24 protein-coding genes are annotated in these 25,981 nt (G+C 74.3%); 15 read left to right on the plus strand and 9 right to left on the minus strand.

Features of this window, described 5'->3' with window-relative positions:
* Positions 1-2 precede the first annotated feature (2 nt).
* The 11 genes from ACFZBD_RS27790 to ACFZBD_RS27840 all read left to right on the plus strand — a co-directional run bounded on the left by ACFZBD_RS27790 (position 3) and on the right by ACFZBD_RS27840 (position 14,233).
* A complete protein-coding gene (locus ACFZBD_RS27790; RefSeq protein ID WP_391144582.1) occupies positions 3-2,189 on the plus strand; it encodes a right-handed parallel beta-helix repeat-containing protein in 2,187 nt (728 codons plus the stop codon).
* Complete coding sequence (locus ACFZBD_RS27795) at positions 2,186-3,223, plus strand: hypothetical protein (protein ID WP_391144584.1); 1,038 nt, start codon at positions 2,186-2,188, stop codon at positions 3,221-3,223. Before ACFZBD_RS27790 ends, ACFZBD_RS27795 begins: the two co-directional genes overlap by 4 nt.
* Positions 3,220-4,494: a hypothetical protein gene (locus ACFZBD_RS27800; RefSeq protein WP_391144587.1), complete on the plus strand. Its 1,275-nt coding sequence runs from the start codon at positions 3,220-3,222 to the stop codon at positions 4,492-4,494. The genes ACFZBD_RS27795 and ACFZBD_RS27800 overlap by 4 nt, the downstream gene beginning before the upstream one ends.
* A 19-nt stretch (positions 4,495-4,513) precedes the next feature.
* Positions 4,514-5,155 (plus strand): TetR family transcriptional regulator, encoded by a 642-nt coding sequence (locus ACFZBD_RS27805; protein WP_391144589.1) that lies wholly within the window; start codon positions 4,514-4,516, stop codon positions 5,153-5,155.
* Positions 5,156-5,287: 132 nt separating this feature from the next.
* A complete protein-coding gene (locus tag ACFZBD_RS27810) occupies positions 5,288-7,483 on the plus strand; it encodes a molybdopterin-dependent oxidoreductase (RefSeq protein ID WP_391144591.1) in 2,196 nt (731 codons plus the stop codon).
* 161 nt (positions 7,484-7,644) lie between these two features.
* Positions 7,645-9,108 (plus strand): citrate:proton symporter, encoded by a 1,464-nt coding sequence (locus tag ACFZBD_RS27815; RefSeq protein ID WP_391145319.1) that lies wholly within the window; start codon positions 7,645-7,647, stop codon positions 9,106-9,108.
* Between the two features lie 220 nt (positions 9,109-9,328).
* Positions 9,329-10,048 (plus strand): hypothetical protein, encoded by a 720-nt coding sequence (locus ACFZBD_RS27820; RefSeq protein WP_391144593.1) that lies wholly within the window; start codon positions 9,329-9,331, stop codon positions 10,046-10,048.
* Positions 10,035-10,919, plus strand: a complete 885-nt coding sequence (locus tag ACFZBD_RS27825; RefSeq protein WP_391144595.1) for a class F sortase — start codon at positions 10,035-10,037, stop codon at positions 10,917-10,919. The genes ACFZBD_RS27820 and ACFZBD_RS27825 overlap by 14 nt, the downstream gene beginning before the upstream one ends.
* A 124-nt stretch (positions 10,920-11,043) precedes the next feature.
* Positions 11,044-11,565, plus strand: a complete 522-nt coding sequence (locus ACFZBD_RS27830) for a DUF3574 domain-containing protein (protein ID WP_391144598.1) — start codon at positions 11,044-11,046, stop codon at positions 11,563-11,565.
* A gap of 171 nt (positions 11,566-11,736) precedes the next feature.
* Positions 11,737-13,128, plus strand: coding sequence for an aldehyde dehydrogenase family protein (locus ACFZBD_RS27835; protein ID WP_391144601.1), 1,392 nt, complete (start codon positions 11,737-11,739; stop codon positions 13,126-13,128).
* A gap of 25 nt (positions 13,129-13,153) precedes the next feature.
* Positions 13,154-14,233, plus strand: coding sequence for a zinc-binding dehydrogenase (locus ACFZBD_RS27840; protein WP_391145322.1), 1,080 nt, complete (start codon positions 13,154-13,156; stop codon positions 14,231-14,233).
* A gap of 66 nt (positions 14,234-14,299) precedes the next feature.
* Here ACFZBD_RS27840 and ACFZBD_RS27845 read toward each other — a convergent pair whose 3' ends face one another.
* From ACFZBD_RS27845 to ACFZBD_RS27860, 4 genes are read right to left on the minus strand one after another with little or no spacing between them, the layout of a single operon-like run.
* Positions 14,300-15,238: an EamA family transporter gene (locus tag ACFZBD_RS27845; protein WP_391144604.1), complete on the minus strand. Its 939-nt coding sequence runs from the start codon at positions 15,236-15,238 to the stop codon at positions 14,300-14,302.
* Positions 15,239-15,270: 32 nt separating this feature from the next.
* Complete coding sequence (locus tag ACFZBD_RS27850) at positions 15,271-15,966, minus strand: helix-turn-helix domain-containing protein (protein WP_391144607.1); 696 nt, start codon at positions 15,964-15,966, stop codon at positions 15,271-15,273.
* An 18-nt stretch (positions 15,967-15,984) separates the two neighbouring features.
* Positions 15,985-17,355 (minus strand): HEAT repeat domain-containing protein, encoded by a 1,371-nt coding sequence (locus ACFZBD_RS27855; RefSeq protein WP_391144609.1) that lies wholly within the window; start codon positions 17,353-17,355, stop codon positions 15,985-15,987.
* Complete coding sequence (locus tag ACFZBD_RS27860; protein WP_391144612.1) at positions 17,322-17,999, minus strand: TetR/AcrR family transcriptional regulator C-terminal domain-containing protein; 678 nt, start codon at positions 17,997-17,999, stop codon at positions 17,322-17,324. The genes ACFZBD_RS27855 and ACFZBD_RS27860 overlap by 34 nt, the downstream gene beginning before the upstream one ends.
* Before the next feature lie 65 nt (positions 18,000-18,064).
* On the opposite strand from ACFZBD_RS27860, the gene ACFZBD_RS27865 reads away from it, so the two are divergent.
* The 3 genes from ACFZBD_RS27865 (at position 18,065) to ACFZBD_RS27875 (ending at position 20,397) form a co-directional block, all read left to right on the plus strand.
* Entirely contained in the window at positions 18,065-19,216 is a 1,152-nt protein-coding gene (locus ACFZBD_RS27865; RefSeq protein WP_391144614.1) for an acyl-CoA dehydrogenase family protein, read from the plus strand.
* A 164-nt stretch (positions 19,217-19,380) separates the two neighbouring features.
* Positions 19,381-19,668 (plus strand): YiaA/YiaB family inner membrane protein, encoded by a 288-nt coding sequence (locus ACFZBD_RS27870; protein ID WP_391144617.1) that lies wholly within the window; start codon positions 19,381-19,383, stop codon positions 19,666-19,668.
* Positions 19,669-19,761: 93 nt separating this feature from the next.
* Positions 19,762-20,397 carry a TetR family transcriptional regulator gene (locus ACFZBD_RS27875; protein ID WP_391144620.1) on the plus strand — a complete coding sequence of 212 codons (636 nt, stop codon included), beginning with the start codon at positions 19,762-19,764 and terminating at the stop codon, positions 20,395-20,397.
* Here the strand turns inward: ACFZBD_RS27875 and ACFZBD_RS27880 are convergent.
* A complete protein-coding gene (locus ACFZBD_RS27880; protein ID WP_391144623.1) occupies positions 20,388-20,849 on the minus strand; it encodes a MaoC/PaaZ C-terminal domain-containing protein in 462 nt (153 codons plus the stop codon). The genes ACFZBD_RS27875 and ACFZBD_RS27880 overlap by 10 nt on opposite strands.
* A 106-nt stretch (positions 20,850-20,955) precedes the next feature.
* Here ACFZBD_RS27880 and soxR point away from each other — a divergent pair, with 106 nt between their 5' ends.
* Positions 20,956-21,426: a redox-sensitive transcriptional activator SoxR gene (gene soxR / locus ACFZBD_RS27885; RefSeq protein WP_391144626.1), complete on the plus strand. Its 471-nt coding sequence runs from the start codon at positions 20,956-20,958 to the stop codon at positions 21,424-21,426.
* Between the two features lie 118 nt (positions 21,427-21,544).
* On the opposite strand, the gene ACFZBD_RS27890 is transcribed toward soxR, so the two are convergent.
* From ACFZBD_RS27890 to ACFZBD_RS27905, 4 genes are all read right to left on the minus strand, one after another.
* Positions 21,545-22,615: an RNA ligase (ATP) gene (locus tag ACFZBD_RS27890; protein ID WP_391144629.1), complete on the minus strand. Its 1,071-nt coding sequence runs from the start codon at positions 22,613-22,615 to the stop codon at positions 21,545-21,547.
* Positions 22,616-22,702: 87 nt separating this feature from the next.
* Positions 22,703-23,443 carry a 3-keto-5-aminohexanoate cleavage protein gene (locus tag ACFZBD_RS27895; RefSeq protein WP_391145324.1) on the minus strand — a complete coding sequence of 247 codons (741 nt, stop codon included), beginning with the start codon at positions 23,441-23,443 and terminating at the stop codon, positions 22,703-22,705.
* 17 nt (positions 23,444-23,460) lie between these two features.
* On the minus strand, positions 23,461-24,072 hold the full coding sequence (locus ACFZBD_RS27900) for a hypothetical protein (protein ID WP_391144633.1): 612 nt from the start codon (positions 24,070-24,072) through the stop codon (positions 23,461-23,463).
* Between the two features lie 465 nt (positions 24,073-24,537).
* Positions 24,538-25,800 (minus strand): serine-threonine protein kinase, encoded by a 1,263-nt coding sequence (locus ACFZBD_RS27905; protein WP_391144635.1) that lies wholly within the window; start codon positions 25,798-25,800, stop codon positions 24,538-24,540.
* Between the last annotated feature and the right edge of the window lie 181 nt (positions 25,801-25,981).

A 25,981-nucleotide genomic window follows, 5' to 3' on the forward strand; every position in this document is an offset into this window, starting at 1 on the left:
GCATGTCGTGGACCCGCAGGCTCCTCCTCACGCTCTCGGTCGTCCTGGCGGCGCTCGCCGCCTCCCTCCTCGCCGCCCCGGGGGCCCAGGCCCACGAGGAACGGCCCGTCACCTTCCCCGACGGCTCCGGCAGCGTGCCGGTCCTGCGCACGGGGGAGCCCGACCTCCTGGTCTGCAAGACCGACCGGGCCGACTTCGACCGGCGGATCGCCCGCTTCCCCGCCGCGCTGAAGGCCCGCAACCTCGCCCTCTTCGCCCGCTGCGCGCGGGGCGGCCCCGGCGGGGGACACCGCCACCTCCAGGACGCCGTCGACGCCGTCGACCGCCCCGGCATGACCATCGCCGTGCTGCCCGGCCTGTACGAGGAGGAGCCCTCCCGCGCCACGCCGACCGGCGCCTGCGCCTCCCTGGACGCGCCCCGCTCCTCGCTCGGCTACCAGATCCTGTCGTACGAACAGCAGCGGCGGTGCCCGCACAACCAGAACCTGGTCGCCGTCCTCGGCAAGAAGGACCTCCAGATCGAGGGCACCGGAGCCTCCCGCCTCGACGTCGTCGTCGACGCCGCCTACACCAAGCTCAACGCCGTGCGCGCCGACCGCTCCGACGGCATCTACTTCCGGAACTTCACCGCGCAGCGCACCACCTTCAACTCGCTGTACGTCCTCGCCGCCGACGGCTTCGTCATCGACGACGTCCTGACCCGATGGAACGACGAGTACGGCTTCCTGACCTTCGCCTCCGACCACGGCCTCTACAAGAACTGCGAGTCGTACGGCAACGGCGACTCCGGCATCTACCCCGGCTCGGCCTCCGACATCAACAACGGCCGCGGCTACGACGTCCCCCGCTACTCCATCGAGATCACCGGCTGCCGCAGCCACCACAACATGGTCGGCTACTCCGGCACGGCCGGTGACTCGGTCTGGGTCCACGACAACGAGTTCGACCACAACATGGGCGGCGCCTCCATGGACTCGGCCTTCCCCGGCCACCCCGGACTGCCGCAGAACCACGCCCGCTTCGAGCGGAACCTCATCCACGACAACAACCAGAACTACTACCGGTACGTCGCCGACGGCACCTGCGCCGCGCCGCCCGTCGAGCGCGGCTACGAACAGGGCGTCGTCTGCCCGCAGATCTCCATGCCCCCGGGCACCGGCATCATCACCGCCGGCGGGAACTGGAACCTCTACGAGAACAACTGGGTGTACGGGCACCAGCGCGCCGCCTTCTTCCTGAGCGCCGTCCCCGCCTTCATCCGGGGCGAGTCGGCCTGGGGCAAGCAGACCGACACCTCCCACCACAACCGCTACGCGGGCAACCACCTGGGCGTCGACCGGTCGGGCGCCTCCCGACCCAACCGCACCGACGTGTGGTGGGACGGCCAGGGCGGCGGGAACTGCTGGCAGGCCGGCACCGGCGCCTCCACCCCGGGCACCCTGCCCGAGTGCGGGGCGCGCCGGGGCGAGGTCTCGGGGAACACCGACCGGCTCGTCGGCGAACCGTCCAAGCTCGCCCATCTGCTGGTCTGCGCCGACTACGACGTCCAGACGCGACGGCTTCCGGCGGGCTGCGACTGGTACGGCGCCCGGGGCGTCCAGCGCGTCGAGACCCAGCTCGCCCTGGGGTCCGCGGTGGTCCTCGCGCTGGTGGGCGGGGCCCTGTGGTGGCGCAGGCTGCGGGGCAGCCGCCTGGCGGGCGCGGCGACCCTCCTCGGCCTCGTGGGCCTCGCCCTCGACGTCGCCGGCTCGACCCTGGGCCTGGCCTCCGGGCCCCTGCCCGCCCTGGCCCTCCTCCTGACCGGCGCCTGGTGGACGGCCCTCGGCCTCACCCTGCGCCCGGCCCGCCCCGCCTTCGCCTGGACCACCCTCACCCTGGGCGCCCTGACCCTCCTCGACGCCTTCGACAAGGCCGTCCTCATGATCCCCTGGATCCCCCTCAGCCCCGCCTGGCTCCGCACCCTCCTGGCCGTGGCCTGGATCCTCTGGTCCGCCACCCTCTCCACCCGCCCTGCGGCCTCCGGCCCCGCCACGGGGAAGAGGACGGAGGGCACGCGGCCGGACGGCCGGGACGGCGACGCCCTCCGGCCGGAGCCCGCCCACGGCACCCCGGTCGTCGGGCCACCTCGCTCGCGCCGGGACGACCCCGCGGCCGGGGCACCCCGCTCGGGCGCGGAGGCGACCGAATGACCCGCCCCGAGACGACCGGCGGGCAGCGCGAACCGGCGGGCCAGGGGTCGCGCTTTCCGGTCGGGTCCGTTCCGCTCGCGCGCGCGTCGGCAGGGTCCGCGCCGGTGGGGCCCGTTCCGCCCGGGTCCGGGCCGGTCGGGCTCGCCGTCGCCGGGGCCCCCGCCCACGTTGGCGCCGCCCCCGCCCCGGCCGGCGACGGCGCCCCGCGCGTCCGCCGGTCCGGGCCGCGGCGGTGGTTCGTCCAGTGGGCGGGCCGGTGGGCGGGCCGGCCGGTGCTGGTCGCGGTTCTCGCCGTTCTTCTCGTCGCCGGGTGCGGGGGGCGGGCCACCACGCATCACAAGCCGGGGACCGGGCACCAGGAGGCCACCGCGGGCAGTGGCACGCTGCTCGCGGCGAAGGACGAGGCAGGGCACCGGCTGCGGGAGGCGCCGGCCGGGAGGGCGCCGGGCGTGCGGCTGGAGGTGCGGCCCGACTCCGAGGGGGGCTGGAACGTCCACCTGGCCGTGGAGAGGTTCCGGTTCACCCCGGAGAGCGTCGGCGGCGCCGCCGTCCCGGGCAGGGGATACGCCCGGCTGCTCGTCGACGGCCGGGAGGCCGCCCGCGCCTACGGCCCCTGGCACCACGTTCCGCCCGGTGCCCGGAGCCTCACCGTCCGGCTCCACGCCGACGACCACACCGTCTGGGCCGTCGACGGCAGGCCGGTCCAGGCCACGGCCGGCTTCGCCCCGACCACCGCCTCCACCGCCCCCACGGCCGCCCCCGACCCGCCCGCCGGCCGGACCGTGGACATCCGCGTCGACGGCACGTCCGTACAACCCCCTCCCTCCCGCGTCTCCTTGAAGAAGGGCGAGCGCCTCACCCTCCGCGTCACCAGCGACCGCGCCGACACCCTCCACGTCCACGGCTACGACCGCGAACTCCCGCTCCCCGCGGGCCGCCCCGCCTCCCTCACCCTCACCGTCGACCGCACCGGCCTCTTCGAGGTCGAGACCCACGAGTCCGGACTCGTGCTGACCCAACTCCTCGTCCGATGACTGCCCTCGCGCACGGCGTCGGCGCCCAGCACGACCTGCCCCTCTCGCCCTTCTACGCCTACGCCGGCGCCTTCACCGCCCTCCTCGTCTCCTTCCTCGCCCTCGGCCTGCTCTGGTCCACCTCCCGGTTCCGCGGCGACCGCGCCGGCCGCCCCCTGCCCGCCGCCCTCCAGCGCCTCGCGGACGCCCCGGCCACCCGCACCGCCCTGCGCGCCCTCGGCCTGGCGGCCGCGATCACCGTCCTCCTCCATCTCCTCCTCGGCCCGGACGACCCCGACCGCAACCCCGCCCCCGGCGCCGTCTACGTCCTGCTCTGGGTCGGACTCGTCCCCGCCTCCCTGCTCCTCGGACCCGTCTGGCGCCTCCTCAACCCCCTGCGCGCGCTCCACTCCCTCCTCCGCCCGCTCCGCCCCACCGGGGACCCCCACCCGGTGCCCGCCCGGCTCGGCACCCGGCCGGCCGCCGCCGGACTCCTCGCCTTCGCCTGGCTCGAACTCGCCGCCCCCGACCCCACGTCCACCCCCACCCTCCTGACCTTCCTCGCGGTCCTCACCGCCGTCCAACTCCTCGGCGCCGCCCGATACGGCGAGCGGTGGTTCGCCCGGGCCGACCCCTTCGAGCTCTACTCCTCCCTCCTCGCCCGGCTCTCCCCGCTCGGCCGCCGCGCCGACGGCCGACTCGTCCTGCGCTCCCCTTTCGACGGCCTCGACTCCACCCCCCAGGCCCCCGGCCTCGTCGCCACCGTCTGCGTCCTCCTCGGCTCCACCGCCTACGACGGCCTCTCCGACCACCCCCGCTGGCTCACCACCCTCCAGACCTCGCCACTCGGCCCCACCCTCACCGCCACCCTCGGACTGCTCGCCGCCGTCGCCCTCGTCGCCGCCCTCTACGGCCTCTGCGCCGGCGCCCTGCGCCTGATGTCCCCCGAACTCACCCACCCCCTCTCGTCCTTCGCCCACTCCCTCCTGCCGATCGCGCTCGGCTATCTCGTCGCCCACTACTTCACACTCCTGGTCACCGAAGGACCACGTACCGTCATGATGGCAGCGGGCACTGACAACGCCCCCTCGCCCGCCCCACCGCTGGGTCCCGGCGGCCTCGCCACCCTCCAGGTCGTCGCCGTCGTCACCGGCCACGTCCTCGGCGTCATCGCCGCCCACGACCGCGCCGTGCGACTCTTCCCGCCCGCCCGGGCACTGGCCGGGCAGCTTCCCCTCTTCGCGCTGATGATCGTGTACACCCTCGGCGGTATCGGCCTCCTCATCGCCTGACCCGGCGCGGAACGGCATCATGGTCCCCGTGCCCCAGCCCAGTCCGCCCGACCGGCCCGCCCAGCCCGCCCTGCGTCGCGCGCCCGTCCAGCAGCGCAGCGCCGACCGCCTCGCCCGGATCCTCGACGCCTGCGCCGAACTCCTCGACGAGACCGGCTACGAACAGCTGAGCACCCGGGCCGTCGCCCTCCGCGCGGGCGTCCCCATCGGCTCGGTCTACCGCTTCTTCGGCAACAAGCGCGCCATGGCCGCCGCCCTCGCCCACCGCAACCTCGACCGGTACGCCGAGCGCATCACCGCCCGCCTCGCCGCCCTCCCGGCCGTCGACGCCCGCCGGGCCATCGACACCGTCCTCGACGAGTACATCGCCATGAAGCGGTCCGTGCCCGGCTTCGCCCTGGTCGACTTCGGCGTCCCCAGCCCCGGCGAACCCGGCGACGAGGACCCCAACCACCTGGTCGCCGACCGGCTCTGCGCCCTGCTGGCGGCCACCCTCGACCGCCCCGCCGACGAGGCCCTGCGCCGCAAGGTCCTGGTCGGCGTCGAGGCCACGGACGCCCTCCTCCACCTCGCCTTCCGCGTCGGCCCCACCGGCGACCCGGCCCTCATCGCCGAGACCCGCGAGCTCCTGCACGCCTACCTCGCCCCCTCCCTCGCGTAACCCCCCTCGCTCGCGTAACGGCCCCCCGCTCCCGCCCCCGCCCCGCGTCCAGGCCGCTCGCGGAACCCCTCCCCTTCATCCCTACCGGTCGGTATGCTCGGCGGCACCCGCCGACGCCCCAGGGAGACCTCCATGTCCACGGCCCTGCGCATCTGTCCCCTCTGCGAAGCCACCTGCGGGCTGACGCTGACCCTCGACGGGCCCCGGGTCACCGGAGCGCGCGGCGACCGCGACGACGTGTTCAGCCAGGGCTTCATCTGCCCCAAGGGCGCCTCGTTCGCCGAGGTCGACGCCGACCCCGACCGGCTCAAGGGCCCGCTCGTCCGTACGGACGGGGTCCTCAGGGACGCCTCGTGGGAGGAGGCGTTCGACCTCATCGCCGCCCGGATCCGGCCGCTGGTGGAGGAGTACGGGCCACAGGCGGTGGGCATCGTCCTCGGCAACCCCAACGTCCACACCATGGCCGGCGCCCTCTACCCGCCCCTGCTGATCGGCGCGCTCGGGACCAGGAACCTCTTCACCGCCTCCACGCTCGACCAGATGCCCAAGCACGTCTCCAGCGGGCTGCTCTTCGGCGACCCCTTCGCCGTCCCCGTGCCGGACCTGGACCGCACCGCCCATCTGCTGATGCTCGGCGCCAACCCCCTGGAGTCCAACGGGAGTCTGTGCACCGCCCCCGACTTCCCCGGCAAGCTCAAGGCGCTGCGCAAGCGCGGCGGCACCCTCACCGTCGTCGACCCCCGACGCACCCGCACGGCCGCCCTCGCCGACCGGCACCTCGCCATCCGCCCCGGCACCGACGCGCTCTTCCTCGCCGCGCTCACCCACACCCTCTTCGCCGAGGACCTCACCGACCTCGGCGCGCTCGACGGGCACGTGGAAGGCGTCGAGGAAGTCCGCGCCGCGCTCGCGGAGTTCAGCCCCGAGGCCGTCGCGGACGCCTGCGACCTGGACGCCGCCACCATCCGCGCGGTCGCCCGCGAACTCGCCGCCGCGCCCTCGGCGGCCGTCTACGGACGCATCGGCAGCTCCACCGTCGCGTACGGAACGCTCGCCAGCTGGCTCGTCGACGTCCTCAACGTCCTCACCGGCAACCTCGACCGCCCCGGCGGGGCGCTCTTCCCGCTGTCCGCCACCGCTCCCGCGCCCCGGCCCGCGGGACCCGGCAAGGGCTTCGCGCTCGGCCGCTGGGCCAGCAGGGTCTCCGGCCACCCCGAGGCCAAGGGCGAACTGCCGACGGCCGCCCTCGCCGAGGAGATCGAGACGGAGGGCGAGGGGCGGATCCGGGCCGTCGTCACCATCGCCGCCAACCCCGTCCTGTCCGCCCCCGACGGACAGCGCCTCGACGCGGCCCTCGGCGCCCTCGACTTCATGGTCGCCGTCGACCCCTACCTCAACGAGACCACGCGCCACGCCGATGTCGTCCTGCCCCCGCCGCCGCCCTCCCAGAGCGCGCACTTCGACTTCGCCTTCAACGGCTTCGCCGTCCGTAATCAGGCGCGCTTCACCCCGGCCGCCGTCCCCCTGGAGGAGGGGCGCATGGACGAGTGCGAGATCCACGCCCGGCTGATCCTCGCCGTCTCCGGCATGCATGGAGCCCCGCCCTCCGCCGTCGACGACCTCGCCGTCGACACCGCCCTCGCCAAGGCCGTCACCCAGGAGCACTCGCCGCTGTTCGGCGCCGACCCGCGGGAACAGGCCGCCCTGCTCACCGGCGCCACGGGGGCCGAGCGGCGCCTGGACCTGATGCTCCGCCTCGGACCGTACGACCTCACCCTCGACGCGCTCCGCCGGCAGCCGCACGGGGTCGACCTCGGTCCGCTGCGGCCCCGCCTGCCGCATCTCCTCAAGACCCGCAGCGGGTGCGTCGAACTGCTCCCGCCGCCCCTCGCCGCCGACCTGCCCCGGCTGCGAGCGGCCCTGGACGCCGGCCGGGACGGGCTCGTGCTCGTCGGCCGCCGCCACCTGCGCTCCAACAACAGCTGGCTGCACAACGTCCCCTCCCTCAACGGCGGATCGAACCGGTGCACCCTCCAGGTCCACCCGCGGGACGCCGACCGGCTCGGGCTCGCCGACGGGAAGCCCGCCCGCGTCACCGCCGAGGGCGGCGCCCTGGACGTCGAGGTGGAGATCACCGACACCGTGCGGACCGGGGTGGTCAGCCTGCCGCACGGCTGGGGCCACGACCGCCCCGGCACCCGGCTCGCCGTCGCCGCCGCCCGCCCGGGCGTCAACGTCAACCAGCTCCTCGACGGCTCCCGGCTGGACCCCCTCTCGGGCACCGCCGTGCTCAACGGCTTCCCCGTCGCCGTGACACCCCTGCCGTGACACCCGTACGTAGCGCTCCCGCCGTGACCTGGGCTTTTGCTCGTATTGCTCACGCGTCGACATCTTGTTAACGGCGGAAGGGGGCACCTAACGTCATCCGGACCGCCGCACCGGTGGAGTCCTCCCGGTGGGAGTTCGAAGGTGAACGTGAGGTGTCCTCCATGCTGACCGTCCTCGGCTTCGCCATGATCGCGACCTTTCTGGTCCTGATCATGATGAAGAGGATGTCGCCGATCGCGGCGCTCGTCCTGATCCCCGCGCTGTTCTGTGTCCTCGTCGGGCAGGGCGCGCAGCTCGGCGACTTCGTCCTCGACGGTGTCGGCAAGCTCGCGCCCACCGCGGCGATGCTGATGTTCGCGATCGTCTACTTCGGCGTGATGATCGACGTGGGGCTCTTCGACCCGATCGTCCGGGGCATCCTGCGCTTCTGCAAGGCGGACCCCGTCCGGGTCGTGGTCGGTACGGCGGTGCTGGCCGCGATCGTCTCGCTCGACGGCGACGGCTCCACCACCTTCATGATCACCGTCTCCGCCATGTATCCGCTCTACAAGCGGCTCGGGATGAGCCTGGTCGTCATGACCGGCGTCGCCGCCACCGCCAACGGCGTCATGAACACCCTGCCGTGGGGCGGCCCCACCGCCCGCGCCGCCACCGCGCTCAAGCTCGACGCGGCCGACATCTTCGTGCCGATGATCCCGGCCCTCGGCGCCGGTCTGCTCTTCGTCTTCGTCCTCGCGTACGTCCTCGGCCGCCGCGAGCGGAACCGGATCGGCTACCTCACCCTGGACGAGGCGCTGGTGACGGAGCCCGAGACGGTCCTGGTCACGACCGGCGGCGGTACGGACGGGGCCGGTGCCTCCGGCGGTACGGATGGGGCCGGTGCCTCCGGTGGTACGGACGGCGCCGGTACCGGTGCCTCCGGTGGCACGGACGGCGCCGGTGCCGGTGCCTCCCCGGCGGTGGGAGGGACGGGCGAGGACGGCTTCCAGGGGCTCGACCCGAACCGCCCGACGCTGCGCCCCCGGCTGTACTGGTTCAACGCCTCGCTCACCGTGGCCCTGCTCGCCGCGATGATCCTCGAACTCCTGCCGATTCCGGTGCTCTTCCTGATCGGGGCCGCGCTGGCGCTGAGCGTCAACTACCCCAAGATGGCGGAGCAGAAGGCCCGGATCGCGGCGCACGCCGACAACGTCCTCAACGTCTCCGGCATGGTGTTCGCGGCGGCCGTCTTCACCGGCGTCCTCACCGGCACCGGCATGGTCGAGCACATGGCGGACTGGCTCGTCGGGGCGATCCCCGACGCCATGGGCCCGCACATGGCGCTGGTCACGGGCGTGCTCAGCCTGCCGCTCACGTACTTCATGTCGAACGACGGCTTCTACTTCGGCGTGCTCCCGGTCCTGGCCGAGGCGGGCGCCGCCCACGGGGTCTCGCCGCTGGAGATCGCCCGCGCCTCGCTCGCCGGACAGGCCCTGCACATGTCGAGCCCGCTCGTGCCGGCGGTGTACGTCCTGGTCGGCATGGCGAAGGTCGAGTTCGGCGACCACACGAAGTTCACGGTCAAGTGGGCCGCGCTGACCTCGCTGGTGGTCCTCGGGGCGGGGATCCTCTTCGGAACCGTCTAGACAGGGGACGGGAGGCGGGGGCCGGGGAAGTGGGGGCCGGGGCCCGGCGCGGGGCGCAGGTCCCGGTCAGCCGTCACGGGCCGTGAGCGTGCTTGCGCCGGGGGAGTGAATGTCGGGGAGTGTCGCGGCGTTGCGGCCACTCTCCGCTTCCTCGTAATGACAGATAGTCAGATTATCGGTTGATTCATCCGACCGTCTTCATGACTGGAGGAACCCCCGCATGACCGCTCAGGCTGTCCGCCCCCTTCTCTCCACAGCCGTCGCGACCCTCGCTCTCGGTGCCGCGGCCCTGGCCGGTGCGCCCGCCGCCGTCGCCGCCCCCGGCGACAACGGCGACGTGAAGGTCCACCACGCCGGGCGCCCCGACGAGCCGCCCCGCAGCCCCGAGAACGACCAGCGCCACGAGCCCAAGGTCTGCACCTTCTACTTCGCCGCCCTCAGCTTCGACGGGCTCCAGTCCCTGAGCTGGACGATCTCGCCGCAGCCGCCGCGGGGTGGCGTTGTCAGGAGCGGTGCGATCACCATCGATTCCGAGGGCAACGGCTTCACTCCTGACCTGGAGCTCGGCGACGGCACGTACAAGGTCGAGTGGACCTGGGCCGGTCAGCTGGGCGCCAAGAAGAGCAAGATCTTCAAGGTCGACTGCGCCGACTTCCTCGACGGCCCGAACGGCGGCCAGGGCGGCAACGGCGACAACCACCGCCCCGGCTCCAACGGCGACAACCACCGACCCGGCGACAACGGCGGCGGCAACGGCCACCAGGGCAGGCCCCCGCAGGGTCCCGTCGGAGCGGGCGGTGGCGGCAGCGCCGAACTCGCCGGCGACGAGAGCTCCGCCTTCGGCGTCGGCACGGCACTGGCCGCGGGTCTCGCCGGCACGGCCGGACTGATCCTCGTCCGTCTCCGTCGGTCGCGCCGCCGCACCGATGGCGCCGCGTAGGTCCCGCTACACGCGCAGGCAGCGGCGCCTCCTCCGGCTCGCCCGGACGGTGGTGGTGGCCCTGTCACTGGTCGTCGGCGGCATCTGGTGGGCCCAGGACGGGGAACCGTCGGGCCCACCGATCGCGGCCGCCCCGGCCGCGCACGGGGCGGCGGCGTCCGCTGCCGCCCCGGCCGTAACCGGGCTCCACGCCGACCAGAAGCCGAAGGCGCCCCCCGATCCCGCGCCCGAGCCTCCGTCCCGGCCGAAGCCCGCCGTCGAGCCGGCGGCAGGGGCACGGCCGCAGCCCGCGGCCAAGCCCCCCAACCCGCCCGCGAGCAAGGCTCCCGGCAGGTCGCCGGGCACCGCCGCGGCCAAGCCGAAACCCGCGGCGGAGGCGGGCCCCGGGTCGCCGCCCGCGCCCCTGGGGCGCTCGCGACCCACCAGTCTCGCCGTCCCCGCGATCACCATCGAGGCACCGGTCGTCGACCTGGGCCTCGACGGCGCCGGCCGGCTCGCCACCCCGCCGGTCGACAACCCCCGCGTCGTCGGCTGGTACCGCGGCGGCCCCACCCCGGGCGAACGCGGCACGGCGGTGGTCGTCGGCCACCGCGACACCCGCAGCGGGCCCGCCATCTTCCTCAACCTCAACGTGCTCAGCCCCGGCAACACCGTCCGCGTCGCCCGGGCCGACGGCCGCGTCGCCGTGTTCACGGTGGACAAGGTCCGTACGTACACCAAGGCCGGTTTCCCGGACAAGGAGGTGTACGGGTCCCGGGGCCGCCCCGAGCTGCGGCTGCTCACCTGCGGAGGCTCGTTCGACCCGAAGAAGGGGTACGAGTCGAACGTCGTCGTCTACGCCCACCTCACCGATCTCGACAAGGAGATCTGACCGCGTCACGCCGGAAGCCGGCGGGCCGCGCCACCCGGCGCGCGCCCGTCGGCGCCTCCGCGCGCCCGCGCACACCGCCGGCGCGCACACCACGCCCGTGGCGCCACGACCCAGGGAGAGGCCCATGACCCACCGCCCGTTCACCACCACCCGCGGCCGTGTGGCCGCCTGTGTCGCCGGGCTGCTGCTCGTCGCCGCCGCGCCCACCGCGTACGCCACGCTCGACGGGACGCGGGGGGCGGCCCCGGCCGCCGCCACGACCGCCACGGTCACGGCGCCGGACGCCGTCACCGCCGGGACGCCGAAGAGCCGGGGCAAGCCGTACGTGGAGACCCGGCTCTTCTTCGGGACCGAACGCCCCGACGGGGGAGCGGACGTGACCGACCGGCAGTTCATGGCCTTCGTGGACACGGAGGTGACGCCCGCCTTCCCCGGCGGCCTGACGGTGCAGGAGGGCCGTGGCCAGTGGCGGGACGGGAACGGCACCATCGAGCGGGAGCGTTCGTACGAGCTGATCCTGCTCTACCCGGCCGCCGAGGCCACGGTCCGTGACCCGCGGATCGAGCGGATCAGGGACGTGTACGAACGGCGCTTCGCGCAGGAATCCGTGGCGCGCCTTGACGAGCCGACCCTCGCCGACTTCTGACCGGCCACGCAGGCCGGCCTCCCGCAGGGCCGCCTTCCGCAGGGCGGCCTTCCGCGCGGCCGCCTTCCGCCGTTGAGACGCGGCGCACGTCCGGGGGCCCTGGCGCCGCAAAACTATCAGCGCTAGTTTGGGTTCGGACGGCGCCCGGTCGGTCACGTGAGGAGACAGCGGATGAAGGCCCACGACGCGATGTACATCGGCGGGGAGTGGCGCCCCGCCTCCTCCACGGACACCATCCCGGTGATCGATCCCGCGGACGAGCAGGTCATCGCCCGGGTCCCCGCGGGCACCGCCGAGGACGTCGACGCCGCCGTGCGCGCCGCCCGCGCGGCCCTGCCCGCCTGGGCCGCCACCCCGCCGGCCGAGCGCGCCTCCCGCCTCGGCGCCCTGCGCGACGCGCTCGCCGCCCGCGCCGAGGAGATCGCCGCCACGGTCACGGCCGAGCTGGGCGCCCCGCCCAAGCTCGCGGCCGCGGTCCACACCGGACTGCCGATCGCCGTCGCCGGCTCCTACGCCGAGCTGGCCGCCACCCACCCCTTCGAGGAGAAGGTCGGCAACTCCACCGTCTACTCCGAGCCGGTCGGTGTGGTCGGCGCGATCACCCCGTGGAACTACCCCCTCCACCAGATCGTCGCCAAGGTCGCCCCCGCGCTCGCCGCCGGCTGCACCGTCGTCCTCAAGCCCGCCGAGGACACCCCGCTGACCGCCCAGCTCTTCGCCGAGGCCGTCCACGACGCCGGTGTCCCGGCCGGGGTGTTCAACCTGGTCACCGGCCTCGGCCCGGTCGCCGGCCAGGCGCTGGCCGAGCACGCCGACGTCGACCTGGTCTCCTTCACCGGCTCGACCGCCGTCGGCAAGCGGATCGGCGCCACCGCCGCCGGAGCCGTCAAGCGGGTCGCGCTGGAGCTCGGCGGCAAGTCGGCGAACGTCATCCTGCCCGGCGCCGACCTCCGCAAGGCGGTCACCGTCGGCATCGCCAACGTCATGTCCAACTCCGGCCAGACGTGCAGCGCGTGGACCCGGATGCTGGTCCACACCGACCAGTACGACGAGGCCGTCTCCCTCGCCGCCGAGGCCGTCGCCGCCTACGTCCCCGGCGAACGCGTCGGACCGCTCGTCAACGCCAAGCAGCGGGAGCGTGTCCGCGGCTACATCGAGCAGGGCGTCGAGGAGGGTGCCCGGATCGTCGCCGGCGGCCCCGACGCCCCGCGGGAGACCGGCTACTACGTCTCCCCGACCGTCTTCGCCGACGTCACCCCCGAGATGACCATCGCGCAGGAGGAGATCTTCGGCCCGGTCGTCTCGATCCTCCGGTACGAGGACGAGGACGACGCCCTCGCGATCGCCAACGGGACCGTCTACGGCCTCGCCGGCGCCGTCTGGGGAGAGCAGGAGCGGGCCGTCTCCTTCGCCCGCCGGATGGAGACCGGCCAGGTCGACATCAACGGCGGCCGCTTCAACCCGCTGGCGCCCTTCGGCGGTTACAAGCAGTCGGGCGTCGGCCGCGAACTCGGCGCCCATGGACTCGCCGAGTACCTCCAGACCAAGTCCCTCCAGTTCTGAGCCCCGAGGAGCCCCGAGCGTGAGCGTGATCCGCGCCGCCGTCCTGCCCGCCGTCGGCTCTCCGCTGGAGATCACCGGCATCGAACTCCCCGAGCCCGGCCCCGGCCAGGTCCGGATCCGGCTGGCCGCCGCCGGCGTCTGCCACTCCGACCTCTCCCTCACCAACGGCACCATGCGGCTGCCGGTCCCGGCCGTCCTCGGTCACGAGGGCGCCGGCACGGTCGTCTCTGTCGGCGAGGGCGTCACCCACATCGCCCCCGGCGACCGGGTCGTCCTCAACTGGGCCCCGTCCTGCGGCGCCTGCCACCCCTGCGCGCTGGGTGAGGTGTGGCTCTGCGTCGACGCCCTGAAGGGAGCGGGGAACGTCCACGCCGTCACCGAGGACGGCACCGAACTCCACCCCGGCCTCAACGTCGCCGCCTTCGCCGAGGAGACCGTCGTCGCCGCCTCCTGCGTGCTGCCCGCCCCGGACGGCGTCCCGCTCACCGACGCCGCCCTCCTGGGCTGCGCCGTCCTCACCGGCTGGGGCGCGGTCCACCACTCCGCCCGGGTACGGGAGGGGGAGTCCGTCGTCGTCTTCGGCGTCGGCGGCGTGGGCCTCGCCACCCTCCAGGCCGCCCGGATCGCCGGCGCCTCGCCGATCATCGCGGTCGACGTGTCCCCCGAGAAGGAGGCCCTGGCGCGGGCCGCCGGAGCCACCGAGTACGTCGTCGCCTCCGACACGACCGCCCGGGAGATCCGGAAGCTGACGGGTGGTCAGGGAGCCGACGTGGCCGTGGAGTGCGTCGGCCGCGCCGTCACCATCCGTACCGCCTGGGACTCCACCCGGCGCGGCGGCCGCACCACGGTCGTCGGCATCGGCGGCAAGGACCAGCAGGTCACCTTCCACGCCCTGGAGCTGTTCCACTGGGGACGGACCCTGTCCGGCTGCGTCTACGGCAACTCCGACCCGGCGAAGGACCTGCCGGTCCTCGCCGAGCACATCCGGGCCGGCCGCCTCGACCTGAGCACCCTGGTCACCGAGCGGATCACCCTCGACGGCATCCCGGGCGCCTTCGACAACATGCTCGCGGGCAAGGGCGGCCGGGCGCTCGTCATCTTCTGACCAGCGCCCGACAACCCCGTACCAGCGCTCGGGAGTCCTGGCGCCCGCCCACCGGGGGGGCGGGCGTCAGACCTTCTCCGGCGTCGCGTCGGCGCTCCCGGCCGAGGGCACCGCCCCGGGCGGCTTCGGCCGGGAGCGGGAGACCGCCACGCCCGCCAGGCAGAGCACGCCGCCCGCGAGCGTCAGCAGTCCCGGCAGCTCGCCGAGGAACACCCACGCCATCACCACGACCAGCGCCGGCACGGCGTACGTCGTCGCGCCCATCCTTCCCGCGGTCGTCCGGGCCAGGGCGTAGGCCCAGGTGGTGAAGGCGAGCGCGGTCGGGAACACCCCGAGGTAGACCATGTTCAGGGTCGCCGACAGCGGCGCCCGGCCCAGCTCGTCGAGCAGCCGCGGGGCGAAGGGCAGACAGCCCACGGCCCCGACCAGGCACCCGAACGTGGTGACCTGCAGGGCGCTGCCGTGGGCGAGCGCGGGCTTCTGGGCGACGACCCCGCCCGCGTACGCGATCGCCGCGAGCAGGCACAGCAGCACGCCGAGGACCGAGGCGTGGCCCTCGCCCGACATGGAGAGGCCGACGGTCACCGCCCCCGCGAACGACACCGCCATGCCCGCGATCAGCCGGGGCGGCAGCTTCTCGTGCAGGAAGCGGGCCCCGAGCAGGGCGATCAGGATCGGGCCGATGTTCACGACCATCGCGGCGGTCCCGGCGTCGACCTCCTGCTCGCCCCAGTTCAGCACCACCATGTAGACGCCGAACCAGAGCAGTCCGGAGATCAGGATGCCCGGCCAGGCCTGCCGGGACGGCAGCCCTTCCCGCCGTATCAGCAGGACGCAGCCGAGCACGACGGCCCCGGCGAGCAGCCGCCCCAGCGCGAGCGCGCCGGGGGAGTAGGCGGCTCCGGCGCTGCGGATGGAGACGAAGGCCGAGGCCCACAGGACGACCGTGACACCGGCGGCGGCGAGCGCGAGCCGGGAGGCGGCGGGGGCGGGAGAGTTGGTCATGGGGTGACGGTAGGCCCTGGACCCTTCGGCGCTCACCGAATTGTCTCCGGCTCGATGCCCAGGGTGTCCCGCAGCGCGTGCTCCCCCGTGCCGGTGACCTTCACCGCCCGTTCCGAGCCGATCCGTACGCACCATCCGGCGTCGAGCGCGTGACGGCAGAGCGCCGCGCCCGCGACCCCCGCCAGATGCGGTCTGCGTTCGGTCCAGTCGAGACAGCCGCGGGCGATCGGGCGGCGCCGCGTCGGCTCCAGCGCGATGCCCAGCGCCGTGAACCACTCCACGCCCCCGTCGGTGAGCGCGAACCCGGTGTCCTGGCGCAGCAGTCCGCGTCCGGTCATCGCCTCCGTGATCGTGATGCCGAGCCGTCCGGCGAGATGGTCGTAGCAGGTCCGCCCCCGCGCCATGGCGTGCCCGGCGCTCGCGGCCCGCAGCGAACGCGGCGCGTCCTTGCGGACGGGCTCGGCGCGGGCGGCGAGGTCCTCCACCAGGTGCGCGACCCCGGAGTCGGCCAGGCGGACGTAGCGGTGCCGGCCCTGCCGTTCCTCGGCGAGGAGGCCGCCGGCGACGAGCTTCCCGAGGTGCTCACTGGTGGTGGACGGCGCCACGCGTGCGTGGCGCGCGAGTTCGCCCGCCGTCCAGGCCCGCCCGTCGAGCAGGGCGAGGAGGAAGGCGGCACGGGTCTCGTCGGCGAGGAGCGCCGCGAGGGCGGCGAGGTCGTGGGCGGCCATGGCTCCAGGGTGCCGCACTCACGTTTCGGCGTCCGCCGAACGGTCCCGGGCGCGCCACCGGTAGTGAAGCAGCTGCGTGGGCCGGTGATCGTGCTCGAACTCCGTACCGGCCGACGGCCCCGCCCGCCGGTACGCCTCCTCGGTCCGCGGGTCGTCGCGCAGGGCCAGACCGAAGGCGCCCTCCAGCCGCAGCGACGGATCGTCCTCGTCGAGGAGTCCCCACAGCGCGGCCGCGGCGGCGGGGGAGCGGTCCCGGCTGCCGGCGAGCGCCGCCGCGGCCCGCCCGCGCACCTCGTCGTCCCGGTCCGCGACCAGGGCGAGCAGGGCGTCGGTGACCTCGGGCGTGAGGTCGTGCGTCCGGGCCAGCATGTCGCCCGCCATGGCACGCACCCGGGCGTCGGGGTCGCGTGCCAGGCCGAGCAGCGCCGCCCGGGCGGCGGAGGAGCGCGCCTCCTCGCCGGCCAGGGCGCACGCCGCCTCGGCCCGGACGGGCGGATGCGGGTGATCCGCGAAGAGCAGGCCGAGCCGCTCGTGGCCGGGGTGCTCCAGATGGTTGTAGGTGTCGAGGATCCGCGTGAGGACCTCGGCGTCCGGCTCGTGCGGAGCCCATTCGGCGAGGAGCCCGGCGGTGTCCTTCGCGTAGGAGTTGCGGTGGCTCCCCTGGAAGACGGCGGTCCTCCAGAGGACGTCCACGGCGAAGAGCCGGCGCGCCGGGTCCGGGTGGTGGCGGTAGGCGGCGAGCGCCGCCCAGGTCTCGCGGCTGCGTCGCTCGGTCAGCACCCCGCGCGCCGCGCACCAGGCGACGTGGTCCGGGCTCGCGTAGGGGGAGGCCACCGCCCGCTCCACCAGCTCGTCCACCGGGGTCAGGACACGGAAGGCCCACTCCAGCGCGGTCAGGATCGCTCCGTGCCCGTCCCGTACGGTCCGCCCGCCGAGCGTCACCTGTTCCACGGTCCGGTCCTCGGAGTCCTCGACCAGAAGGGTCCGCGCGGGGCCTGCGGTGCCCGTCGCGCACCGGAGCCCCGCCTCGGCCCCCGTACCGTGCCACCGGCGGGCGAGGCCGAGGAGCCGTTCCCGCGCGGGCGGCGCCTGCCGCAGCCGGGGTCCGGTCCCCAGGACCGCCTCGAAGACGGCCGGGGAGCCGCCCTCGACCGCCCGGCCGAGCGGGGTCGTCCCGTCCGGCAGCTCCTGGTCCGGGTCCGCGCCGCCCTCCACCAGGGCGAGGGCGGTCCCGGCGTCGTGGGCGGCCACCGCCGCGCAGAGCACGGGCAGTCCTTCCCCGGTCCGGGCGCCGGGGTCCGCTCCCGCGGCCAGCAGGGCGCGGACGGCCTCCGCGTCGCCGTCCGTGACCGCCGCTACGAGCCGCTCGTCGACTCCTGTCTGGCCCATGCTCCCCGTTCCCCCGTCTCGTACTGCAGCGCGAGCCCGTCGAGCAGCGCCCTCAGACCCGTGTCGAACGCGCCGTCGTCGACCTTCTGCCGGTGCTCCGCAAGCAGGTGCGCCTGGCCGAGGTGAGGGTAGTCCGCCGGGTCGTAGGCCGTCTCGTCGTCCACGAAGCCACGGGCGAAGGAGCCCAGCGCCGAGCCGGTGACGAAGTAGCGCATCAGGGCGCCGATATAGGTGGCCTGGGCCGGCGGCCAGCCCGCCCGGACCATCGCGCCGAAGACGGCGTCCGCCACGCGCAGTCCCGCCGGGCGGCGCCCCGGGCCCTGGGCCAGGACGGGGACGATGTTCGGGTGGTCGGCGAGGGCCGCGCGGTAGGAGGCGGCCCAGTCGTGCAGCGCCGTACGCCAGTCCCGGCCGTCGGCCTCGTCGAACATCGACAGATCTACCTTCGCGCTGACCGCGTCCGCGACCGCGTCCAGGATCTCGTCCTTCGTGCGGAAGTGGTTGTAGAGCGACGGCCCGCTCACGCCCAGCTCGGCCGCGAGTCGCCGGGTGGAGACGGCGGCGAGGCCCTCCGCGTCCACGAGCGCGCTCGCCGTCTCGACGATCCGGTCTCTGCTCAGGAGGGGCTTGCGCGGTCGGGCCATGGCGCACATAGTAGGCGTGACGCTAAAAACTAGCAGTGGTAATTAAAGTCGAGTGGGGTGGCACCGTGAATCTGGAGCTGAGCGAGGAGCAGGAAGCCGTACGGCGGCTCGCCGAGGACTTCGTCGCGCGCGAGGTCGCCCCGCACGCTGTGGAGTGGGACCGCGCCGAGAACGTCGACAAGTCGATCGTGAAGAAGCTCGGGGCGCTCGGCTTCCTCGGCCTCACCGTCCCCGAGGAGTACGGCGGTTCGGGCGGCGACCACCTCGCCTACTGCCTGGTCACCGAGGAGCTCGGGCGCGGCGACTCCTCCGTGCGCGGGATCGTCTCCGTCTCGCTCGGTCTCGTCACGAAGACGATCGCCGCCTGGGGGAGCGAGGAGCAGAAGCGCCGGTGGCTGCCCCGGCTGACCGCGGGCGACGCGCTCGGCTGCTTCGGCCTGACCGAGCCCGGCACGGGCTCCGACGCCGGCGCGCTCGCCACCCGGGCCGTCCGCGACGGCGACACCTATGTGCTCAACGGCTCGAAGATGTTCATCACCAACGGCACCTGGGCCGATGTCGCGCTCCTCTTCGCCCGGACCGGCGACGCCCCGGGTCACCGGGGCATCTCCGCCTTCCTCGTCCCCACCGACACCCCCGGCCTCACCCGGCGCACCATCCACGGCAAGCTCGGTCTGCGCGGCCAGGCGACGGCCGAACTGGTCCTGGAGGACGTCCGGGTGCCGGCCGACGCGCTGCTGGGGCCGGAGGGCAAGGGCTTCGCCCTCGCCATGTCCGCCCTGGCCAAGGGCCGGATGTCGGTCGCCGCCGGCTGTGTCGGCATCGCGCAGGCCGCGCTCGACGCCGCCGTCCGCTACGCGGGGGAGCGCGAGCAGTTCGGAAAGCCCATCGCCTCCTACCAGCTGGTGCAGGAGATGATCAGCGACATCGCGGTCGACGTGGACGCCGCCCGGCTGCTGACCTGGCGCGTCGCCGATCTGATCGACCGGGGCCAGGACTTCGCCACCGCCGCCTCGAAGGCCAAGCTGTACGCCTCCGAGGCCGCCGTCCGGGCGGCCAACAACGCCCTTCAGGTCTACGGCGGCTACGGCTACATCGACGAGTACCCGGTCGGCAAACTCCTGCGCGACGCACGCGTGATGACGCTGTACGAGGGCACCAGCCAGATCCAGAAGCTGATCATCGGGCGGGCGCTCACGGGCGTCTCGGCGTTCTGAGCCCGCCGAGCCGCAGGCCGGGCGCCCCCGTCCCCGAGCGCCACCGCTCGGAGCGCCCTGAAACCTCGGAGCGCTCCGAGCAGCCCGTACCGCGTGCCGCTGAGTACCCACGCTGAGTATCCGGACGGATGTGGCGGGTGCCACATCCGTCCGATGCTGTCCCCATGAGCGACACACCGGTCAAGCAGCAGAACACGGCCGCCTACTACCTGCAGGCCGTCATCTCCTTCGGGCTCGCCCTCGCGGCCGTGAGCATCGGCATCTTCAACCTGGACGCCGACGCCTGGGTGCGGTCCTTCCTCGCCATCGCCGTCCTCTACCTCACCACGTCCGCCTTCACCCTCGCCAAGGTCGTCCGCGACCGCCAGGAGGCCGGCCAGATCGTCAGCCGGGTCGACCAGGCGCGGCTGGAGAAGCTCCTCGCCGAGCACGACCCCTTCCAGAAGCTCTGAGCACGTTCCGGAAGCTCCGGGCACGCGCCTCTAAGCGCTTGCTCACCCTCGTTGTATGGTGTTCGTCCTGACGGGCTGGAGAAGGGGCGAACGATGAGCGCGGCGGACGCGACGGAGGAGACGCCCGGCGGCGAGGACGTGCCGTGGGGCGAGGTCACGCCCGAAGCGGCCAGGCGGCTGCTGGTGGCGGCCGTCGAGGCGTTCGCCGAACGCGGCTACCACGCCACCACGACCCGCGACATCGCCGGCCGGGCCGGTATGAGCCCGGCCGCGCTCTACATCCACTACAAGACCAAGGAAGAGCTGCTCCACCGGATCAGCCGGATCGGCCACGACAAGGCCCTGGAGATCCTCCGGGCCGCGGCCGACGGCGAGGGCACCGCCGGGGAGCGGCTCGCCGACGCCGTCCGGTCCTTCGTGCGCTGGCACGCCGAGCGGCACACCACCGCGCGCGTGGTGCAGTACGAACTCGACGCGCTCGGCCCGGAGCACCGCACCGAGATCGTGGCCCTGCGCCGCGAGTCCGACGCCGCCGTCCGCGGGATCATCGAGGAGGGCGTGGCGGCCGGGGAGTTCGACGTCCCCGACGTGGCCGGCACCACCGTCGCGGTGCTCTCGCTCTGCATCGACGTCTCACGCTGGTTCAACGCCGAGGGGCGCAGGACGCCGGACGAGGTCGGCGCGCTCTACGCCGACCTCGTGCTGCGGATGGTCGGCGCTCAGAAGTAGTAGCGGGAGACCGATTCGGCGACACAGACCGGCTTGTCGCCGCCCTCGCGCTCGATCGTCACCTTCGCGGTCACCTGCACGCCGCCCCCGGCCTCCTCCACCTTCGTCAGCACCGCGTCGGCGCGCAGCCGGGAGCCGACCGGTACGGGGGCGGGGAAACGGACCTTCTCCGTGCCGTAGTTGAGCCCCATCTTCATGCCCTCGACGCGCATGATCTGCGGGACGAGCGTCGGCAGCAGCGAGAGCGTCAGATAGCCGTGCGCGATGGTGGTGCCGAACGGGCCGGCCGCGGCCCGCTCCGGGTCCACGTGGATCCACTGGTGGTCACCGGTCGCGTCGGCGAACTGGTCGATCCGCTTCTGCTCGATCTCCAGCCAGTCGCTGTGGCCCAGCTGCTCGCCGACGGCGGCGCGGAGCTCCTCCGGTGAGGTGAAGATCCTCGGCTCTGCCATGTTTCCTCGTCCCTTCTCGTGCCCATGTCTAAGCGCTTGCTCAGCATGTGGGGGTGGGTGGGCTCCTGTCAACGGACGAACGGGACCCACCAGTAGGGTTCGAGGGGTGCCACAGATTCCGGAGAAGATCCACGAGCTCACCGTCGGTCAGCTGTCCGCGCGTAGCGGAGCGGCCGTGTCCGCCCTGCACTTCTACGAGTCCAAGGGCCTGATCACCAGCCGTCGTACCAGCGGGAACCAGCGCCGGTACGGCCGCGACACCCTGCGCCGGGTCGCCTTCATCCGGGCGGCGCAGCGCGTCGGCATCCCGCTGGCGACCGTCCGCGGCGCGCTCGCCGAGCTCCCCGAGGAACGCACGCCCACGCACGACGACTGGGCCCGCCTGTCGGCGGCCTGGCGCACCGAGCTGGACGAGCGGATCAAGCAGCTGGGGCGGCTGCGGGACCACCTGAGCGACTGCATCGGCTGCGGGTGCCTGTCGCTTGAGACCTGCGTGCTGTCCAACCCGGACGACGCGTTCGGCCGCAGCATGACGGGCTCGCGCCTGATGGCGGAGCGGGTGGCGGCGGACGAGTAGGAGCGGGCCGCGGGCCGGGAAAGGGGGCCTGTCACGCGCCGCAGCGGGCAGGGAAAGGGGCCCGCCACCCCCGTGGGCGGGCCCCTGGTCTCGTTCTCCGGCCGTCGCCGGCCGGTCCCTACTCGAACTCGGTCCCGCCCTTGCGCGTCAGATACGCCGGGCTGACCGCCTTGGCGATGGCGCGGCCGCCCGTCACGGGGCTGTACCGCTCGACCGCCGGGCGGATCACGACGCCCTCGCGCAGATGCAGCGCCCGCCCCGACACCGTCTCCCGGCCGCTCGCCAGCTCCAGCACCGTGTCGAGGTCGTAGGGCCCTTCGTACAGCCGCGGTACGAGCGGCAGTTCACCCGGCTCCAGGACGGCGGCCGGGTCCAGCCACCGCACCTCGCCGTCGATCTCGGCCGAGACGTCGAAGACGGCGTACCCCAGACCCTGGGAGCGGGCGTCGGCGCCGTAGCCGAGGTCCTGGACCCCGGAGCCGTACACCTCGCCGAACAGCCCGACCCGGCGCGCGCCCAGACGGGCGGCCAGGCGCGCGGCGACGGCAGGGACGTCGTGGCCCGTGATCGCCCGCCAGTAGAGGTTGCGCGGATCCTCCGTCAGGGCCAGGCCCTTGCCGCCGAACCCCTTCGAGGAGACGTGCACCCGCCCGTCCTCGGCGACGTACGTCATCAGGCAGGCCGTGCCGTGCAGCTTCTCGGTCAGCACCACCGGCTCGCCGGGCTCGAAGATCCCCGGATAGCGCTGGAGGTTCTCGATGTCGACCCAGGGCAGCAGATCCGGCGCGGACTCCACGTCCCCGCTCATCGTCGGCGGTATCGGCGGCGCCCACTTCGTGATCCCCAGGACCTCGGCGAAATCGGTCCCCTCCTCGGCGGCCCGCGCCAGGTCCACGTCCGCAAGGGCCGTGGGCCGGCACACCAGGCCCTGCGACAGTTCGCCGCGCAGCCGTACCGCCTTGACCCGGTCCGACGCCTTGCCGGCGAGCCGGCCGGTCAGCCCCAGTTCGTCGACGAGGGCGGCGGGGAGGACGGCCTGCTCCGGGATGTAGATCGCGGCATCACCACTGCGGTACGCGCCCTTGGCGACGACGGCGCGGTAGAGGCCCACCTGGGCCAGCTCCAGGGCGTCGGCGTTCGGATGCGGGTGGACGGTCAGCAGTTCGGCGGTGACGCGCAGCGTCGACATGTCAGTTCTCCGGCTCTTCGGGCGGTGTAGGCATCGCCGGACACTCTGCCGGTGCCGAATCCCCCTGGGCGAACCGTTTTTCGCCTGTTAACTTGCCCCCTCCGCGAGCGCCGCCCGCACCAGCGCGGCGTTGTCCCGCGCCGCGCGGCCGTCCGGCAGGAACAGCGTGTCCTCCAGGCCGATCCGGGTGGCCAGACCGAGACGGCCCGCCAGCCGCAGGACCGGCCACGCGCCGCCGTCCTCGCCGTGGAGCAGCACGGGCGCCCGCCGGACCGCGTCACCCGCCGTCGACGCGGAGCCGGAGGCGCCCAGTCGGGCCAACAGGGCGCGGGCGGTCGACTCGGCCGTCGCCGGATCGGGATCCGTCACCTCGGCCAGGACCCGCAGGACGTACGGCCCGAGCGGCGAGCGGAGGAACCGGGCGGGGCCGTCCGTGCCCGACCACAGACCCGCCTCCACGCCGACACCCCGGTCAAGCAGCGCCGCCGCGACCTCTTCCGCACCCGCCTCGTGCCAGTTCACCGAGGCGTGGTCGGGGAGCACCGTCCAGGACCGGACGCGCTCGACCCTCCGTACCGGATCGGGCTCCGCCCAGGCGCCGGTGGTCACGCCCACCGGGACGTCGACGGCCTCCCGGATCGCCGTCAGGGTGTCCGCCAGCACCCCGGGCGACAGGGTGTCCCCGCCGCACGGGCTCTTGGGGTGGACATGGAGGTCCACCGCCCCCGCCGCGACCGCGCGCACCGCCTCCTCGGCCAGGGCACCCGGCGACATCGGCACGACCGCCGCGTCCCCCGGCCCGCGGCCCCCGTTGAGACAGGCCTGGATCGGCACCTCGCCCCGCCTCAGGCCACCGACGCCAGCTGGGGCAGGGCCTCGCCGCGCGCCCGCGCCAGCGCCCGCGAGGTGAGGACCGCCCGGGGCACGACCACACCGCACTCACCGCACACCGGCCCGAACCACGGTTCGTCGTCCAGGTCGGGCCGCCAGTCGATCCGCCGCCCCGTGCACACCGGGCAGGCTTCGCCCGGACCCGACTCCAGGGCCGTGATCAACCGCCGCAGCACCTCCGCCAGCGGCTCCGACGGATGAACCGCCGGATCGTCGCACCGCGCCACTCCGTTGCCGCCCCAGGTCCGGCGGTGCCAGTCGTCGAGCGCGCCGGGGCGGCGCAGCCCGTCGTGCTTCTCGCGCCGGCGGCGCTCGGCGAACTCCCTCTCGTACGCGAGCCACACCGCCCGCGCCTCCTCCAGCTCCTCCAGCGCGGCCACCAGCCGCCCAGGATCGAGCTCCCGGTCCTCGGGCCCGAACCTGTGCCTGCGGCACAGGTGGTCCCAGGTCGCACGGTGCCCGTAGGGGGCGAACCGCTCCAGGCACTTGCGCAGGGAGTACCTCCGCAGGGCCGTGTCGCACCCCGGATCGCGCACCTGTCTCGCAAGACTCCGGAAACCGGCCATCGCTCCGCACCTCCGTCGCTCGTACTTCGGCGTCAAGGACGTTATGGGATGGACGAACGAGTGCCCCGTCCTGTTCCATCCAAAATTCGACGGGGCCCATACGAGACACCGGACGGCTTCCCGCACGGCCGTCCGCGGCACCCTCGTCAACCAGCGCGAGGAACCGTCGCGCCGGGGTCGGGCGGTGGACGGGGAGGCCGACCACCAAGCGGAGGCGCGTGTGGGGACCCCCCTGTCGACGCCATCGCGGACGGGTACGGGAAGGGCCGATCCCGCCCCGCCCGGCGACGCCGTCCCCCCGTACGAATGGCGCGATTTCGTCCCGGCGGCGGCGCTCCGACCGTTCCGCTTCCGGCGTTCGGCGGCGGCCGCCGCGTCCGTTCGGCGTTCGCCGTGGGGGCCGTGGCGTCCGGTCGTCGTTCGCCGGAGCCGGCCCCCGGGCCGCGCGATGTTCGCGGCGGGGGGTCAGCCTCCGATCCGGGCGGCCAGCGCCACCACCCGCGCCAGCTCCGGGTGGCGGATGTCACTGTGGCCCCCGACCACCTCCGCCGCGTCCCCGCTGACGCATCCCGACGCCGGCAGCCCGCCGTCCAGCGCCGCCGCGAGCGTCACGGCGGCCGTGCCCCGCACCGCCTGGATGCCGTCGTGGCCGATCGCCCACCAGCGCTTGTCGGAGCCGAGCAGCGAGGCGGCGTCCCGGGCCAGCCGGGAGGCCAGCGGATAGAACACCCCGAGGGCGGTGTCGTGGCGGGAGTAGCAGGCGACCACGGGGCCGTCGACCCGCCGCTGGAGGTCGCGCAGCGCCCCGCCGCGCCCGGGCTCGTGCGGCAGGCTCGCCGCGAACGCGTAGTGCGAGAAGGAGCCCTGAAGAAGCGTCAGTGACCGGACGTTACCGGCGCCGGCCGGCAGTCCGCGCAGCGCGAACGCGACCAGCCGGGCGCCCATGCTGTGCCCGACGAGATGGATCCGCAGGCCGGGCGAGGAACGGGCCAGCGCGCCGATCAGCGGGCCGAGCCCGCGCTCGCCGACCGTGCCCGCCCGGCGCTTCATCGTGTAGTACGTGGCCTGGCGCAGCGCCTCCCGCGCCCCCTTCCAGTACCGCCCGAGACCGCCGCCGAACGCCGCCTCGCGGGGCGCGGGCACGCTTCCCGGTCCGGCCGCCTCCTCCATCGCGTCGACGAACATCGCGCAGACGGCGACGGGATCGCCCAGCAGGAAGTCGGGCACCTCGGGGCCCTCGGACGCCTCCGCGCCGCCGGACCCGTCCGGGGGCTCCGTGAAGCGCCGTCCGGCCGCCCCGGGGTCGGAGCCGACCCCGGTCAACTCCCGGAGGAGCAAGCCGAATTCGGCGAAGGCGGCCTCGTCGTCCGGCTGTTCCCGCAGCAGGACGCCGAGCCGGGCCGCCACCGCCTCCTTGCCGGGGTGCGCCGCCGCCACGGCCTCGACGTCGGGGATCGGCTCGTCCGTGAACATGACGGAGGGCCAGGCCACGCCGACGTACGCCACCCGCGCCCCGGGGCGCAGCAGGGCGGGGAAGGGCGCGAAGAACGCCTGGAACAACCCGCGCGCCGTGGACGGGGTGTTGTTCCACCCGTGGGCGAACACCACCAGATCCGTGACTCCCCGGGCCGCGAGCCCCGCGAGCGCCTCGCGCTGCCCGGCCACGCCGTCGCCGTCCTTGTCGAAGATGATCTCGCGGTACGGCTCCGCCGCCGCCGGTCCGGCCATGGCCCGTCCCGTCCCTCCCCGTCGAGGTGCGCTGCTCCACGGGCATTGTGCCCACGCGCGGCGGCCGTCAGACGTCCCGCGGAGGGCGGCCGGACGCCGCGGAGGGCGCCCGGCCGCAGTGCCCCGCCTCCCGAGGCCGCGGCGCCCGGCCGGGCGTCCCCCGGGCCGGCGCCCCCGGCTC

It is taken from the genome of Streptomyces sp. NPDC008121, assembly GCF_042957155.1.
Classification (GTDB): Bacteria; Actinomycetota; Actinomycetes; order Streptomycetales; family Streptomycetaceae; genus Streptomyces.

Excerpts from the sequence above, each read along its gene's own strand:
- ACFZBD_RS27830 (WP_391144598.1), top strand. The coding sequence starts at position 11,044 with ATGACCCACCGCCCGTTCACCACCACCCGCGGCCGTGTGGCCGCCTGT.
- ACFZBD_RS27845 (WP_391144604.1), bottom strand. The coding sequence starts at position 15,238 with ATGACCAACTCTCCCGCCCCCGCCGCCTCCCGGCTCGCGCTCGCCGCC.
- ACFZBD_RS27875 (WP_391144620.1), top strand. The coding sequence starts at position 19,762 with ATGAGCGCGGCGGACGCGACGGAGGAGACGCCCGGCGGCGAGGACGTG.
- ACFZBD_RS27890 (WP_391144629.1), bottom strand. The coding sequence starts at position 22,615 with ATGTCGACGCTGCGCGTCACCGCCGAACTGCTGACCGTCCACCCGCAT.
- ACFZBD_RS27815 (WP_391145319.1), top strand. The coding sequence starts at position 7,645 with ATGCTGACCGTCCTCGGCTTCGCCATGATCGCGACCTTTCTGGTCCTG.
- ACFZBD_RS27795 (WP_391144584.1), top strand. The coding sequence starts at position 2,186 with ATGACCCGCCCCGAGACGACCGGCGGGCAGCGCGAACCGGCGGGCCAG.
- ACFZBD_RS27850 (WP_391144607.1), bottom strand. The coding sequence starts at position 15,966 with ATGGCCGCCCACGACCTCGCCGCCCTCGCGGCGCTCCTCGCCGACGAG.
- ACFZBD_RS27870 (WP_391144617.1), top strand. The coding sequence starts at position 19,381 with ATGAGCGACACACCGGTCAAGCAGCAGAACACGGCCGCCTACTACCTG.
- ACFZBD_RS27810 (WP_391144591.1), top strand. The coding sequence starts at position 5,288 with ATGTCCACGGCCCTGCGCATCTGTCCCCTCTGCGAAGCCACCTGCGGG.
- ACFZBD_RS27855 (WP_391144609.1), bottom strand. The coding sequence starts at position 17,355 with ATGGGCCAGACAGGAGTCGACGAGCGGCTCGTAGCGGCGGTCACGGAC.
- ACFZBD_RS27880 (WP_391144623.1), bottom strand. The coding sequence starts at position 20,849 with ATGGCAGAGCCGAGGATCTTCACCTCACCGGAGGAGCTCCGCGCCGCC.
- ACFZBD_RS27900 (WP_391144633.1), bottom strand. The coding sequence starts at position 24,072 with ATGGCCGGTTTCCGGAGTCTTGCGAGACAGGTGCGCGATCCGGGGTGC.
- ACFZBD_RS27820 (WP_391144593.1), top strand. The coding sequence starts at position 9,329 with ATGACCGCTCAGGCTGTCCGCCCCCTTCTCTCCACAGCCGTCGCGACC.
- ACFZBD_RS27790 (WP_391144582.1), top strand. The coding sequence starts at position 3 with ATGTCGTGGACCCGCAGGCTCCTCCTCACGCTCTCGGTCGTCCTGGCG.
- ACFZBD_RS27835 (WP_391144601.1), top strand. The coding sequence starts at position 11,737 with ATGAAGGCCCACGACGCGATGTACATCGGCGGGGAGTGGCGCCCCGCC.
- ACFZBD_RS27800 (WP_391144587.1), top strand. The coding sequence starts at position 3,220 with ATGACTGCCCTCGCGCACGGCGTCGGCGCCCAGCACGACCTGCCCCTC.
- ACFZBD_RS27805 (WP_391144589.1), top strand. The coding sequence starts at position 4,514 with ATGGTCCCCGTGCCCCAGCCCAGTCCGCCCGACCGGCCCGCCCAGCCC.
- ACFZBD_RS27825 (WP_391144595.1), top strand. The coding sequence starts at position 10,035 with ATGGCGCCGCGTAGGTCCCGCTACACGCGCAGGCAGCGGCGCCTCCTC.
- ACFZBD_RS27860 (WP_391144612.1), bottom strand. The coding sequence starts at position 17,999 with ATGGCCCGACCGCGCAAGCCCCTCCTGAGCAGAGACCGGATCGTCGAG.
- ACFZBD_RS27905 (WP_391144635.1), bottom strand. The coding sequence starts at position 25,800 with ATGGCCGGACCGGCGGCGGCGGAGCCGTACCGCGAGATCATCTTCGAC.